At 63.7% G+C, this 14,547-nt stretch carries 9 protein-coding genes and 2 pseudogenes; 6 read left to right on the top strand and 5 right to left on the bottom strand.

What is annotated here, in order from left to right; genetic code table 11:
• The first annotated feature begins 22 nt into the window (after nt 1-22).
• Nucleotides 23-628 (top strand): recombinase family protein, encoded by a 606-nt coding sequence (locus tag OVY29_RS20610; RefSeq protein WP_099185149.1) that lies wholly within the window; start codon nt 23-25, stop codon nt 626-628.
• The gene (locus tag OVY29_RS20605) at nt 625-1,986 is read left to right on the top strand and encodes a hypothetical protein (RefSeq protein ID WP_313911833.1); all 1,362 of its coding nucleotides are present in this window, start codon (nt 625-627) and stop codon (nt 1,984-1,986) included. Before OVY29_RS20610 ends, OVY29_RS20605 begins: the two co-directional genes overlap by 4 nt.
• Before the next feature lie 29 nt (nt 1,987-2,015).
• Here OVY29_RS20605 and OVY29_RS20600 read toward each other — a convergent pair.
• The 3 genes and pseudogenes from OVY29_RS20600 to OVY29_RS20590 all read right to left on the bottom strand — a co-directional run.
• A pseudogene (locus OVY29_RS20600) lies at nt 2,016-3,257 on the bottom strand (DUF4158 domain-containing protein); the annotation flags it as partial.
• Nucleotides 3,258-3,748: 491 nt separating this feature from the next.
• Nucleotides 3,749-4,864: an IS110 family transposase gene (locus OVY29_RS20595; protein WP_075151936.1), complete on the bottom strand. Its 1,116-nt coding sequence runs from the start codon at nt 4,862-4,864 to the stop codon at nt 3,749-3,751.
• A gap of 97 nt (nt 4,865-4,961) precedes the next feature.
• Nucleotides 4,962-5,504, bottom strand: coding sequence for a MarR family winged helix-turn-helix transcriptional regulator (locus OVY29_RS20590; protein ID WP_010339851.1), 543 nt, complete (start codon nt 5,502-5,504; stop codon nt 4,962-4,964).
• Nucleotides 5,505-5,608: 104 nt separating this feature from the next.
• Between OVY29_RS20590 and OVY29_RS20585 the strand changes: the two genes are divergently transcribed.
• The 4 genes from OVY29_RS20585 (at nt 5,609) to OVY29_RS20570 (ending at nt 10,979) form a co-directional block, all read left to right on the top strand.
• Nucleotides 5,609-6,085, top strand: coding sequence for a YkgB family protein (locus OVY29_RS20585; RefSeq protein WP_010339850.1), 477 nt, complete (start codon nt 5,609-5,611; stop codon nt 6,083-6,085).
• Between the two features lie 133 nt (nt 6,086-6,218).
• Nucleotides 6,219-6,803: a recombinase family protein gene (locus tag OVY29_RS20580; protein ID WP_010339849.1), complete on the top strand. Its 585-nt coding sequence runs from the start codon at nt 6,219-6,221 to the stop codon at nt 6,801-6,803.
• Between the two features lie 4 nt (nt 6,804-6,807).
• On the top strand, nt 6,808-9,786 hold the full coding sequence (locus OVY29_RS20575; protein WP_012449407.1) for a Tn3-like element ISMpo10 family transposase: 2,979 nt from the start codon (nt 6,808-6,810) through the stop codon (nt 9,784-9,786).
• A gap of 77 nt (nt 9,787-9,863) precedes the next feature.
• On the top strand, nt 9,864-10,979 hold the full coding sequence (locus tag OVY29_RS20570) for an IS110 family transposase (RefSeq protein ID WP_075151936.1): 1,116 nt from the start codon (nt 9,864-9,866) through the stop codon (nt 10,977-10,979).
• A 333-nt stretch (nt 10,980-11,312) separates the two neighbouring features.
• Here the strand turns inward: OVY29_RS20570 and OVY29_RS20565 are convergent.
• Nucleotides 11,313-11,645: pseudogene (locus OVY29_RS20565) on the bottom strand (Tn3 family transposase); the annotation flags it as partial.
• 33 nt (nt 11,646-11,678) lie between these two features.
• A partial coding sequence (locus OVY29_RS20560) for a Tn3 family transposase (protein ID WP_313912089.1) occupies nt 11,679-14,547 on the bottom strand: 2,869 nt, incomplete at its 5' end.

The following is a 14,547-nucleotide window of genomic DNA, read 5'->3' as shown; positions in this document are numbered from 1 at the left end:
GCCGTTTGTGAAAGAGACGCAGATGACGCGCGAACCCTATCTGATCGGCTATGCCCGCGTATCGAAGGGCGACGACCAGTCGAACGCCGCGCAGCGGCGCGCGCTCGATGCCGCCGGCTGCAAGCGGATGTTCGAGGAGACCGCCAGCGGTGGGCGGTGGGACCGACCCAAGCTTCTGGAGATGATCGGCCAGTTGCGCGAGGGAGATGTCGTCGTCGTCTGGAAGCTCGACCGACTGTCGCGCAGCTTGAAGGACATGCTGCACATCATGGAGCGGATCGAGCACGCGGGAGCGGGCTTTCGTTCGCTGACCGAGGCGATCGACACCACCACCGCGGCAGGGCGGATGATGATGCAGATGGTGGGAAGCTTCGCCGAGTTTGAGCGGGCCATGATCCGCGAGCGTACCAGCGCCGGCCTTGCCCAGGCTCGCGCAGAAGGACGGATCGGCGGGCGTCGGCCCAAGCTCGGCGACAAGCAGCGCCGCGAAATCGCCGAGTCCGTCACGTCCGGCCGCAAGTCCGGTGCCGAGATGGCGCGGCTCTACGGCGTCAGCGAACCCACCGTCTCGCGCATCGTCGCCGCGCACCGCCAGCAATTCAGTCAGCAGCAGAGGGAACAGGCATGAAGCGTGGTCACGATCTGTCCGGCGTCATGAAGTTCGCCACCTCGCCGGCCTGGGGCGAGCATCTGGGCGAGGCGCTCGGCGATCATCTCGGGCTGGCGATGGAGGAGTTCGACTTCGAAGCGGACGAGCTGGCGGACATCGTCGGCGATCATTGGGCCGGCGTGTTGTGGGGATGCGCGTTCGAGGATCTGCTCACGCGCACCATCGAACCCGGGGACCGGAACATCGTTGATGACTATATTCGGCGCCGGGGCTGGAACGAGAGCGGCCCGACCAAAATCTACCTGCGTGCCCTCCGATCGTCGGTGATGAGCCTCCACGAGGTGAGCGAGGTCGAGCCCGGGAGCGGCTTCCTTGTGCGTGACCTGATCCAGGGCAGCGAGCCGCTTCGAGTATCCGAGCGCAGCGCCTCGCAGACGCTGAAGCAATGGGACAGGATCGGTGCCCGCGTCGTGCAGGTCGGAGGCAAGCACCTCCTGTCGGGGGGCGTGCTGTCGTTCACTATGGAGGCGGCCGAGGCGATCGTCGCCGATCTACGGCGCTCGAAGGGCAAGCGCAGCCCGCAAACCGCGTTGAACCTAGACGCCGACGATCTGGCTGCACTTCCGGCCCTCATCAGCACGGCATGGCTGTTCGATGTCGTTCCCAGGACCATGGGACCGGCGTCCATCCCCACGCTGCACAACAGTGATGGCGAGGAGGTGATGTTCCACCGCGTGCGCTTTCCCTTCGCACGCGGCGTGACCCAGGCGCTGGTCGGCGAGCGGCTTGATACTCTCCCTGCGCTTCAGCGGGAAACCACGCACTTTTGGAACTGGCTGGGCGAGAAACCGAACGGAAAAGCGAAAAGCACCGGGCGCATGGCGTGGGGTGTGACGATGGCGGACGGCACCCCGGTGCTCGGCAATGTCGAATTGAAAGGCCGCGCCCTGATGCTCGCCGTCACCTCGGCCGAGCGAGCGAAACGCGGCACCACGCTTATCAACGATGCGCTCGCCGGGTTGGTCGGCTCGCCGCTGACCACGATTGAGACGGTCGAACAGGCCATGGCGGCGCGGGCCGAGGGGCTGACATCATCCGAACCGGCACCCGCCATTGCGCCAGAGGTTGCAACCCCGCTCATCCATGCCATGCTCGACCGTCAGTACCGCGCGACGCTCGATGAACCCGTCGGCATGCTCGGCGACATCACCCCGCGCGCAGCCGTTCAAACTGCCGCAGGCCGGCACCGAGTAGCCGGGTGGCTCAAGCATCTCGAAAACCGCAGCAGCAGCCAACTCGACGCGAACGACCCGATGGCCACCTACGACTTCACTTGGATGTGGCGCGAACTTGGCATCGAGAACCTGCGCAAATAGTTCGCTACCCCTGACGTCGATGCCTACCGTGAATCCGTGTCCCTACAATGCACAGAGGCCCATATGTCTCCGGCTCGCAACCGCTCGCGTAGCTGTGAAAGGGCGCATAGCTCATAAGCGGCACGATCGACGATACCGTCCCGCAGGACGAACGGCCGCCATGCTGACGGCACAAAGCGCAGCGGTACGCCATCAGGCAAGCGGCGTTTGCCGGTCCGGTATAGCTCCGCGATAATCGTCAGCGCCGACAGGAGCCCCTGCACCGCACCGGCGCCGCGAAATTCGAAGGCATTCAGAAAAGCGCCGGCAAAGAGCTTCACCGTGCGATGCCGCTCGATCAGTTCAGCGGTGCGATCGACGGTTTCGGGTCGGCCGAGCACTTCGGCTTGCTCGACCGCCACGGCGAAGCGCTGCCAGTCCAGGGCATCGATCTGCGCCAGCGAATCCACGCCTTTGGTGCGCGCGTCGATGAGGATGCGGCAAGACCCCGTGAGTGTCCGAAGATGGCCCTGCAGTTCCCGCACCGTCTTGAGGGCTTTATCGCGGGTCCGGTTCTCGGCGCGGCGCACCATGCTGCCCAACAGCTTGTCGAACATCGTCAGGGTCGCGTCGGTCAGGCTTTCCTCAAGCCGTATGCCGGTTGCCGCCAGCGTCGCGTGTCGGCGCAGGGCATTGAGTTCGCCAAGGTGCTGGGGCGTGATGCGGCTGCCCTCGTCCGCCAGCCTGTCAAAAGTCGAAGCCGGGATCATGTCGGCGCGAGCGCGATCGAGGCCCAGCGCGCGGATAGAGGCAAGCCGTTCGATCAGTCGCAGGATGTTGCGCGCTGCCGGCGACTGTGGCGCGTTGCGCAGCCAGGATAGCCATGTCGCGGTTTCCCCCGTACGTCGGGCCAGCAGATCGTCCAGACCCTGTAGCGTGTCGGGTTGCAGGCCGTTTGTGAGCACTTCATAGGTAAGCTGCTCTGCTTGCTGGCGAGCCCTTCGGAGCACCGCTTCGAGAATCGACGGGGAAGGCAGGAGGATCTGTCGACGCCGGAGTTCGTCGACAATAACCCCTGCCATTTGGCCCGGGCGGATGATGGTCTGCGCGATCGGGATCGAAAAGGCCACGATTTCACGAAACGCTTGGCGATCGAAAGCCCTGAACCCGTGCGATCGTCGGATATCGACGAGATGCTCGCGGCGGGTCTGGTCCCGATGGGCATAGTCGGCAAAAGCTTCCGGCGAGACGCCGAGTTGCCGGCCCACATAGGCAAGCACCGGGCCGGGCGGAGGGCATAGCGTGGAAGGTACGCTAAACAACGCTAAGGGAGAACAACCGAGGAACGCTTAGGCGGCGCGGCTGTCCGGCGGAAGATTGAGGGCCTTGCGGCCAGCGGAAGCGGCGGCTCGATCCCAGAGGAAATCGCCGGAAAAGGCAATATGGGGTCAGGACATAGAACGGGCACAGATATACGCTCTCATGACTGCCATCTGCGTTACAAGGCGAGTTTACGCGTCCGCTGGCCTTTGGGCTAGCGGTGAATTTGGCATGGCCGGAGTGCCGCGGGCTCCTGATCGACGACGATTGATCACGCTCTCATCCGCGGATTGATTACCGCAATACCCGTTTCCGTCGCTGGACCTTCCTCACTCTAAGCACGGGCATCGGACTTGCCTGCCCCAACGTACACCGAGGATTGCCCATCACAGTCGGGCGCCCGCGACACACCGGCCATGCCTATGTCGCCAAAGGCCAGAGCCCAAGCTCTACCCCTGGCGGGTCAGACCGCCACCACCGGTTGCACGCGACGGGCGATGTCCCAGGCGAAACCCACAAGTTCACGGGCGATCGCCGTGTTGACCTTGGGTTGCGGCTTGCCTGTCGCCGAGAGGCGGCGGAACCGCTGGCATAGCCGCACCTGAGCCTTCCAACCGATCGCCTGAATATCTTCGGGAAGATCCGCAACGCGATCCCGGTAACGTCGCTCTTCGCGGGCAGGAAGTCGATAGGTCCATCCCGCCTCGACCAGCATGGTGCGGGCATGAGCGTTTCCGGCGCGCGTGATCCGGCCACGCTGAACTCGCGCGCCACTCGAATATTCCGACGGGACCAGCCCGAGGTAAGCCATCAACTGCTTGGGGTTCTGAAACCTCGTCAAGTCGCCGACCTCCGCGACCAGGGTTGCCGCGACAATCAGGCGAACACCGCGAAGGGCTTGCAAACTGCGAACCAGCGGTGCGAACCGCCAGCCATCGACCGCTTCGACGAGCGCCGCCTCGAGGCGTGCAGTTCGTGCCTGCGCCTCCAGGACACGACGCTTGGCCTCCTCAAAAGCCAGTTGCTGATGCGCGAAATCGAAACGTTGCTCCGACAGCCAGCGCCAGTAGGTTTTGGTCCATGCCGACTTTCCGGAAAATCTGCGATCATGGCGAAGCAGGAAGCTGCGCACCGATTGCTTGGCAGCCGAAGTGTCTTCCTGCGCCGACCGCCGCGCACGGATGAGATCGCGGATTGCCTCATGAGCTTCATCCGGCACCCAGATCGGGGCCAGCTCTCCGGCGCGGAGCAGGCGCGCCAGCGTCATTGCATCGCGCCGATCGGTCTTGATCTGGTCACCAGGACGTCTCGGCATCATTGAGGGGGAAATGACAATGCAGGGTTGCCCCTGTCGGGTCAGAAGGCGCTGCAGGCCGTAGCCGCAAGGTCCCGCCTCGTAACAAAAATCAAGGGTGATGCCAGGTCCAGCCAGACGCTTGACCATACCGCGTACGGCATCGTCTTCATTCGGGATCGTGCCATGAAAGCGAACCTCGCCGCCGCGTTCGCCCTCCGCCACGGCCACCGCGATCGTCTCCTTGTGCACGTCCAGCCCGATGTACTTCAATCTCTTTGCCATCGATCATCTCCGTTGCTGACCCTCCGCAGGTGAAGCATCGCAGATCAAAGCCCTCATGGCTCAGGCAGTCATTGGGTCTAAGCGTCTCTGCGCGCACTTATGGGTCGACTCTATGCGTCGACGACTCCAGCATTCCAAAGGCATCCATCGGACAGTTGTAGCATCGCCTCTCGTCGCAGAGCCGGCATATCGTCAGCGCCGAGACAGCGTCGTCAGACATCTGCGCAAGTATTGTCTCGGCAATACGTTCCAGCACGAGGCGGTCAGCATTCGAGACATGGCTAAGGATTTCGGATAAAGTCTCGTTTCTTCGTTGCAGGATCGCAGATAGGCGAGTCTCGCCTGCCTCAGTGAGCATCAGCGCTACTGCACGACGGTCCCGTAGCGCTTTGGATCGAACGGCGAACCCGGCTGCAACCAATCGATCGACAAGCCGCACCGTCCCCGCGTGGGACAAGCCTAGCACCCGTCCTAATTCGTCGATCGAAAGACCGGTCGCGTGACCGATGACGACGATCGCCGCGGTGGTTTCGCCACCGCCGGGTATCGTCGGGTCGAATGCCGCCTTCTTAATTCGATCGGTGATGCCCACTGCGAGGGCGCCGAACAGATTGACGAGCCGGTCCGAGAGTACGTTCAAAGGGTTGCCTCATTCATTGACGGCGTATAGTGTATGCGCAGCGCATATATCACGCCTGTCTAAGCATGAAGGCAGGTCATGCGCCATGATGAAAGCGAGGCACCATGTTTTCGACATTACACATAGCTGAAAAGACGACCGGCTCTCGCGGGTCTCTCGCGTTGCTGCGCTGGGCGCTGGTGGTCATCTTTCTCTGGTTCGGTTGCATGAAATTCACGAGCTATGAAGCGATGGGCATCGCGCCATTGATGAAGAACAGTCCGATCATGAGCTGGATTCCGGCCGTTTTTGGGGTGCAGGGTGGAAGCTATTTTATAGGCACCGTCGAGCTCGCGACGGCCGCTGCGCTGATTATCGGTGCTTTCAACAAGACGGCCTCCGCTCTCGGCGCGGCGATGTCATGCCTGACTTATGCCGTGACACTGACGTTTTTCCTGAGCACGCCTGGCGTCGCCGAGCCGACCGCTGGCGGGTTCCCGGCGATTTCGGCCGGAACCGGACAGTTCCTGTTGAAGGACCTGGTGCTTCTTGCGGCATCAGCGTGCCTTCTACTTGCGTCCATACGGACAGCAGACGCGTGACGGCAAACAGGTGATAGGCGACGCTCCGGACCTGCGCTTTTGCCGAACCATACCCGCCTCAGCCCATAACGATCGACAAACCCTGTCGCTTTGATAGGGTGTTCGAAAACATGCTTTCGAGGGTTTGTCGTACATGCTGGTCGGATATATGCGGGTGTCAACGACCGATGACCGCCAAACGGTCGATCTCCAGCGGGACGCGCTCGTCGCAACCGGGGTCGATCATCGGCATCTCCATACCGACAAGGCATCCGGCGCGCGCGACGACCGACCAGGCCTGAAAGCCTGCCTCGACTATCTGAACGCGGGCGACACACTGATCGTGTGGAAGCTCGACCGGCTCGGACGCTCGCTGCCGCACCTGCTGACGATCGTCACCGATCTGAAGGCGCGCGGCATCGCGTTCCGGTCGCTGACCGAGCAGATGGATACGACCACGCCGCACGGCGAATTGCTGTTCTCGCTGTTCGGTGCATTGGCACAATATGAGCGTGCGCTCACGCGCGAACGGGTGATGGCGGGACTGGCTGCTGCCAAACGCCGGGGACGCCAAGGTGGCCGCCCGCCGATGATCGACGCCGAAACGCTCGAGCGGATCACCGCCGCGCTGGATGGCGGGGCCAGCAAGGCGTCCGTCTGCCGGACCTTCAAGGTGCCGCGTTCGACCCTTCTCGGCACGCTTGCCCGGATCGGCTGGACCGCACCGGCCAAGGTCTAAGCCGATGCCGCGTCGCGCCGTCCTGTCGGACGAGCAACGCGCGGCGTTGCTCGCGCTTCCCGACGACGAAACCCTGCTCGTCCAGCACTGGACATTGAGCCGGGACGACTTGGCCATCATCGTCCGCCGGAGGCGACCGCATAACCGGCTGGGTTTCGCGATCCAGCTTTGCGCGCTGCGCTATCCTGGCCGTTTCCTGCGACCCGGTGAACTGATCCCTGATACGCCGCTCGCGTTCGTCGCAGAGCAATTGCAGGTCGGACCCGAGGTGCTGGCCGACTACGCGACGCGCGGCCCGACCCGGTACGAACAGCTCGATGCACTGCGCGATGCATTCGGCTTCATGCCGCTCAGTCGGCCGCTGCGAACGACGTTGCAGGAATGGCTCCTGCCGATCGCGCTGACGACGACCAGCGGGGCTAGGCTGGCGCGCGTGATGCTGGATGAGTGCCGGCGACGGCGCATCATTGTGCCGGGCATCAGTTCGGTCGAGCGGATGGTCGCACAGGCGTTGCTCGATGCCGAACGCCATGTCGCCGAGCATCTGACCCGAGGACTCGATGCTCGACAGCGCCGGCTGCTCGATGCGCTTCTCCTGCCCCACACAGGCACGAACTTGAGCGATCTGGCCTGGGTGCGGCAGTCACCCGGCAAGCCCGGCCGAAAGACATTCGCCGCCATCATCGAGCGACTGACACTGCTTCGGGCCATCGGGATCGATCCGGATATCGCCGTAGGCGTCCATCCCGAGCGCCTCCGACGCCTGTGCCAGGAAGGCGTGCGGCTGACCGCGCAACATGTTCGGACGCTGCAAGCGACGCGGCGTCGCGCCACATTGGTGGCGACCATCCTCGAAACCATCGTTACCCTCACCGACGATGCGGTGCTGATGTTCGATCGCCTGCTTGGGCAGATGTTCCGGCGCGAACAGAACAGCGCGGACACGACACTCAAGCGCAACCGGCGCACCATCAACGGCAAAATCCGGCTGCTTGCCCAACTCGGCGCTGCCTTGCTCGCCGCCAAGATATCAGGTGGCGATATCGGCGCTGCGGTCGAGGCAGCGATCGGATGGAATGATCTCGGCCGCGAGGTCGATGAAGCCCGCAAGCTGATCCGCCCCGATTCGGTCGATCCCGTCGCGGTCGCCGCGACCAATTACCCCGTCCTCCGACAGGTCGGTCCCTCGTTCATCGCCTCGTTCACATTCGGGGCGGTGCCAGCCTGCCATGCGCTCGCGCGAGCGGTCGCGATCATGCGCGACCTTCATTTTGGTCATCTGCGCAAATTGCCTGCAGGCACGCCAGTCGGCTTCATCCGGCAAGCTTGGCGTCGGGCGATCGGCACCGGCATTCCCGATCGCAGGATCTATGAATTGTGCGTGCTGGTCGAGCTTCGCGACCGGCTTCGCGCCGGCGACATGTGGGTCGAGGGAAGCCGACGCTATCGTGCTGTCGAGCAGCAACTCATTCCTGCCCCCGTATTCGCCAACATGCGCGCGGCCGGCCCCTTGCCGATACCGGCACCGGATACGGCCGATATCTGGCTGGCCGAACGACGCGCCCGCCTCGCCCGTCGATTGGCCGAGGTCGAGCGAAAGGCGGAGACGGACGCGCTGGAAGACGTGCAGCTCAGCTTGGGCAGGCTGCGGATTTCGCCCTTGAAGGCGATTACTCCCGAGGAATCCGATACCGCCCTTGCGCCGCTCTATGCGCATCTGCCCGCGATCCGCATCACCGACCTTCTTGCCGAAGTCGATCGATGGACCGGGTTCAGCCAGTGCTTCACGCATCTGCAAAGTGGCCGTGCCGCGGATGAACCACGTGCGATCCTCACGGCGGTGCTCGCCGATGCCACCAATCTGGGCCATACGCGCATGGCGGAAGCCTGCAATCTCGTGACCCAGCGCCAACTCGGTTGGCTCGCCTCGTGGCATCTGCGCGAGGAAACCTACGGTCGCGCGCTCGCCCGGCTTGTCGACGCCCAACACACCGCGCCGCTGGCCGCGCTGTTCGGGTCCGGCACCTCGTCCAGCTCAGACGGTCAGAACTTTCCGCTCGACCGCCGCGCCCAGGCAACCGGCGCAGTCAATCCGCACAAGGGGACAGAGCCGGCTGTCTCCTTTTACAGCCACGTCTCGGATCGCTACGCGCCGTTCCATTCCACAGTTATCTCCGCTTCGGCGAGCGAGGCGGCACAGGTGCTCGACGGGCTGCTCCACCACGGCGCCGATCTGCACATCGAAGAGCATCACGTCGATGGCGGGGGCGTCTCCGACCATGTGTTCGCGCTATGTCATCTGCTTGGGTTCCGGTTCGCGCCGCGTATCCCGAATATCGCCGCACGCCGTTTGCACCTGTTTAACGGCATCGAACCCGGCCCCGATATTGCGCCGCTGGTCGCGGGCCGCATCGACGAAGGTCTGATCGAGGCACACTGGGACGACGTGCTGCGACTGGGAACCTCGATCCGCACAGGCGTCGTCAGCGCCTCGATCATGCTGGAACGGCTCGGCTCCTATCCACGCGCCAACGGCCTGGCACTGGCGTTGCGCGAGATCGGTCGCGTCGAGCGTACCCTGTTCACGCTCGACTGGATCGAGCAGCCCGAACAGCGTCGCCGCGCCACCCGCGAACTCAACAAGGGAGAAGCGGAAAATGCCCTGAAACGCGCCATCTTCTTCCATCGCATCGGCCGTATCCGCGATCATGCGCTGCAAGCCCAAAGCCATCGGGCGAGCGCGCTGAACCTCGTCGCCGGTGCCATCGTCCTGTGGAACACGACCTACCTGCAAGCCGCCCGGATGCATCTCGCCAACCTCGGCCGGCCGGTCCCGCCGGACCTGCTGCAACACCTATCACCGCTCGGTTGGCAGCATATCAATCTCACCGGCGATTACCTCTGGACCGATCCCGATGCGCCATCCACCGCGCTCAGACCGCTTCGCCAGATGCGCGCCGTCGAAGGCACGGCAAAACCTTAGACCCAATGACTGCCTGAGCCATGAGGGCTTTGATCTGCGATGCTTCACCTGCGGAGGGTCAGCAACGGAGATGATCGATGGCAAAGAGATTGAAGTACATCGGGCTGGACGTGCACAAGGAGACGATCGCGGTGGCCGTGGCGGAGGGCGAACGCGGCGGCGAGGTTCGCTTTCATGGCACGATCCCGAATGAAGACGATGCCGTACGCGGTATGGTCAAGCGTCTGGCTGGACCTGGCATCACCCTTGATTTTTGTTACGAGGCGGGACCTTGCGGCTACGGCCTGCAGCGCCTTCTGACCCGACAGGGGCAACCCTGCATTGTCATTTCCCCCTCAATGATGCCGAGACGTCCTGGTGACCAGATCAAGACCGATCGGCGCGATGCAATGACGCTGGCGCGCCTGCTCCGCGCCGGAGAGCTGGCCCCGATCTGGGTGCCGGATGAAGCTCATGAGGCAATCCGCGATCTCATCCGTGCGCGGCGGTCGGCGCAGGAAGACACTTCGGCTGCCAAGCAATCGGTGCGCAGCTTCCTGCTTCGCCATGATCGCAGATTTTCCGGAAAGTCGGCATGGACCAAAACCTACTGGCGCTGGCTGTCGGAGCAACGTTTCGATTTCGCGCATCAGCAACTGGCTTTTGAGGAGGCCAAGCGTCGTGTCCTGGAGGCGCAGGCACGAACTGCACGCCTCGAGGCGGCGCTCGTCGAAGCGGTCGATGGCTGGCGGTTCGCACCGCTGGTTCGCAGTTTGCAAGCCCTTCGCGGTGTTCGCCTGATTGTCGCGGCAACCCTGGTCGCGGAGGTCGGCGACTTGACGAGGTTTCAGAACCCCAAGCAGTTGATGGCTTACCTCGGGCTGGTCCCGTCGGAATATTCGAGTGGCGCGCGAGTTCAGCGTGGCCGGATCACGCGCGCCGGAAACGCTCATGCCCGCACCATGCTGGTCGAGGCGGGATGGACCTATCGACTTCCTGCCCGCGAAGAGCGACGTTACCGGGATCGCGTTGCGGATCTTCCCGAAGATATTCAGGCGATCGGTTGGAAGGCTCAGGTGCGGCTATGCCAGCGGTTCCGCCGCCTCTCGGCGACAGGCAAGCCGCAACCCAAGGTCAACACGGCGATCGCCCGTGAACTTGTGGGTTTCGCCTGGGACATCGCCCGTCGCGTGCAACCGGTGGTGGCGGTCTGACCCGCCAGGGGTAGAGCTTGGGCTCTGGCCTTTGGCGACATAGGCATGGCCGGTGTGTCGCGGGCGCCCGACTGTGATGGGCAATCCTCGGTGTACGTTGGGGCAGGCAAGTCCGATGCCCGTGCTTAGAGTGAGGAAGGTCCAGCGACGGAAACGGGTATTGCGGTAATCAATCCGCGGATGAGAGCGTGATCAATCGTCGTCGATCAGGAGCCCGCGGCACTCCGGCCATGCCAAATTCACCGCTAGCCCAAAGGCCAGCGGACGCGTAAACTCGCCTTGTAACGCAGATGGCAGTCATGAGAGCGTATATCTGGGTCCGTTCTGTGTACCGACCCCAATATGCTCCCAGCCAACCGGCGACGTATGGACAAGCAGATCATCGGGGACCGGGGCCGCTGCCGATCGCAGATGCTGGGCGGCGTCGGCCATGTAGATCGTGTTCCAATAGACGATCGCCGCGATGACTAGGTTGAGGCCTGATGCCCGATATTGTTGAGCTTCATGGCTGCGGTCGATGATGCGGCCCTGGCGGAAGGTGTAGATCGCTTGCGTCAGGGCATGGCGCTGCTCGCTGTTGTTAAGGCCGGCATGGCATCGCCGGCGCAGATCGGGATTTTCAAGCCAGTCCAGCATGAACAGGGTCCGTTCGATCTTGCCGATCTCGGGGTCGGTTCCGGCTGAGGGCGGAATGACACCCTAAGCGCCGGCGTCCTTGGGCCAAAGGTACTCGCCAGTGAGGAGGATGTGTGCCCATCCGAGCGGCGAAATATGGGCGAGAAGATGGTCGGGGGTATCGAGCCCTTCGCGGCGCCGGGCCTCAACGGCATGGCCAAGGTGCAGGGTGTTCCAGTAGACGATGATGGCGGTGAGCAGGTTGAGGCCGGCGATCCGGTAATGCTGACCCTCCGTCGTGCGGTCGCGGATTTCGCCCTGACGGCCGATGCGCAGGGCATTTTTCAGCGCATGATGTGCCTCGCCTTTGTTGAGGCCGACCTGTGCACGGCGCTGCATGCCGACGTCGAGTATCCATTCGATGATGAACAGCGTCCGCTCGATCCGGCCCACCTCGCGCAGCGCGGAGGCAAGATCGTTCTGGCGCGGATAGGAGGCGAGCTTGCGCAAGATGCTGCTCGGCGCGACCTGTCCAGCGCTCATGGTGGCGGCGCAGCGGAACAGATCGGGCCAGTTGGAAACGATCAGCGCCTCACGCGCCTTGCCGCCCACCAGCGGGCGCAATTCGCTCGGCGTCGCGGCAGGGTCGAACACGTACAGTCGTTTGGATGGGAGGTCGCGGATGCGCAGTACAAGGCGGTAGCCGAGCATCGCGCTGATCCCGAACAGATGATCGGTGAACCCGCCAGTGTCGGCGTACTGCTCTTCGATCCGTCGCCCTGCCTCATTCATCGTCAGCCCGTCGAGTAGATAAGGTGCTTCGCTGACCGTGGCTGGAATGGTCCGCGATGCAAACGGCGCGAAGCGGTCGTTGACGTGGGTATAGGCCTTGATGCCGGGATCGTTGCCGTAGCGGGCGTTGATCGTATTCATCGCCTCGCCCTGCCGTGCGGCGGGGAAGAACTGGCCATCGGCCGATGCGGATCTGCCCATACCCCAGACCTGGGCCATCGGCAGCGCCCCTTGCGCCGCGACCACGTTGGCCAGCGCCTGGTCGATCGCCTCGCTTTCGACGTGCCAGCGAGCGAGACGGGAGAGTTGCCAATAGTCGTGAGTGTTGGAAGCCTCTGCCATCTTACGCAGGCCCAAATTCAGGCCCTCGGCGAGCAGGACGTTGAGCAGGCCGATCCGGTCTCCGCACGGCACGCCGGTGCGCAGATGCGTGAAGGCATCGGTGAAACCCAGCGCGGTATCGACTTCGAGCAGGAGATCGGTGATGCGGATGGGCGGCAGCCGGCGATACAAATCGAGCACCAGATCCTCGATCCCATCCGGCGCGTCAGCGGTGAGGCGATCAATGCGCAGCGTGCCGTCCTCGATGCTGCTTTTCGGAATTGTACCGCTGCGCGCGGCGCGACCGAGCCGGGCAAGGCCATCGGCGAGACGCACCTTGCGGTCAGCCAGCCAGACATACGGGTCGGACGGGACCGCTAGCTTCGCGGCATGCGCGACCGCCGTCGGCACGAGGACGTGGCGCAGGTCACCATACCGATGCGAGCGATCGAGCCATATGTCGCCCGAGCGCAGCGCGTCGCGCAAGTGGAACATGACCGCGACTTCCCGGAGGCGGGCATCATCATCGCCCTTCGCCCGCAATTGTCGCCGCCATTTGGAATTTGGGCGCAAGAAATCGTCGGCCGCCGGAACTGCGCCCTTGGTAGCGATGACGGTAGCCGCGTCCAGCAAAGGCCGTGCAACCGCCGCAGCTTTGAGGTCGAGGCATCGCAGCATGCGCGGGGCATACCGACGGAAGCGGTGATACCCCTGATCAACATGGGCCAGCGGATCGTCGCCCAAGGTGTCCGTCAACGTCTTGGCCGTAGCGACGAGGCTCGTGAGCCGTTCCCATCCCGCCCCGCGCGCGACCGCATCTTCCAGCGACGCGCCGTCGCCATGCGCTTCGAGCAATGATTGACCGAGTGCAGTGAAGCCGTTCAAAGTCGCAGTGGTAGCGCCTCTGGTTTCTACGACCCGCGCGTCATGCAGTTGCTTCGCGTCGCGCCAGGTGCGGCCAACGATCCGGTCATGTGTTTCAATCACCGCATCCGCCATCGCAGTGGCCCATTCAATGACACAGACCGCCATGATAGCGCGGCGCCGATCGGCGCCGAGGTCGCGCAGGCCATCGGCGAAGTAGCGCTCGCCCTGCCGGCGTAGCCGGGCGACGCGATGCGGTGGAACACCGGCAAGTAAACCATCATTGAGGTTCATCGCGCGCAGGAACTCGAGTCGGTCGAGCAGCCGGTTCGCCGCGGCGGAGTTGTTGCCCGGCTCAATCCGGCGCAGCCAGATGAAGCGGCTGATCGCCCCCGGCAGCATCTCGGTAGTCAGTCTGTCGAGCCCATCACAGGCGACGGGATCGAGACGGGCCGCGATCCGCTTCTCGATCCGACGTTCGGCGGCGACGAGCGCGTCCGCGCACAAACGCTCGATTGTCGTGATCGCCGGCAGGATGGTCATGGTTCCACGGCAGCGGGCAATGAAGCGCCGGGCAAGGTCGTCGTTTGAGCGTGCCTGCTCGGCTTCGGCGAGAAGCCAGTCGCGGAAAGCCCTGGCATACGGTCCCCGTCCGGGGAACATTCTGTATCCGTAGATACGGCGCAGCGCCTCCATGTGCTGGTGGCGGGTTTGGCGTCGAACGGCATAGGCCGCGAGCGTCTCGCCAGCGATGCCAAGCTGGGCGCCTAGAAAGGCAGATACGGTGTGGGGGATCAGTTCGCCGGGAGCAAGGGTCCGGCCTGGATATCGCAGCGCGCACAACTGCAGGGCGAACCCGATGCGGTTCTCCGGTCGGCGACGCCGGTCGATATGAATCAGGTCATCGTCTGCCAGAATATAATGGCGCAGCAGCGCCGCTTCGTCAGTCGGTAGGTCGAGTAGGGCCGAACGCTGT

The sequence above is a fragment of the Sphingopyxis sp. SE2 genome (genome assembly GCF_032227185.1).
In the GTDB taxonomy this organism is placed as follows: domain Bacteria; phylum Pseudomonadota; class Alphaproteobacteria; order Sphingomonadales; family Sphingomonadaceae; genus Sphingopyxis.
This window is presented reverse-complemented; position numbering and strand designations above follow the sequence as displayed.

Excerpts from the sequence above, each read along its gene's own strand:
- OVY29_RS20610 (WP_099185149.1), top strand. The coding sequence starts at position 23 with ATGACGCGCGAACCCTATCTGATCGGCTATGCCCGCGTATCGAAGGGC.
- OVY29_RS20580 (WP_010339849.1), top strand. The coding sequence starts at position 6,219 with ATGCTGGTCGGATATATGCGGGTGTCAACGACCGATGACCGCCAAACG.
- OVY29_RS20570 (WP_075151936.1), top strand. The coding sequence starts at position 9,864 with ATGGCAAAGAGATTGAAGTACATCGGGCTGGACGTGCACAAGGAGACG.
- OVY29_RS20575 (WP_012449407.1), top strand. The coding sequence starts at position 6,808 with ATGCCGCGTCGCGCCGTCCTGTCGGACGAGCAACGCGCGGCGTTGCTC.
- OVY29_RS20585 (WP_010339850.1), top strand. The coding sequence starts at position 5,609 with ATGTTTTCGACATTACACATAGCTGAAAAGACGACCGGCTCTCGCGGG.
- OVY29_RS20595 (WP_075151936.1), bottom strand. The coding sequence starts at position 4,864 with ATGGCAAAGAGATTGAAGTACATCGGGCTGGACGTGCACAAGGAGACG.
- OVY29_RS20605 (WP_313911833.1), top strand. The coding sequence starts at position 625 with ATGAAGCGTGGTCACGATCTGTCCGGCGTCATGAAGTTCGCCACCTCG.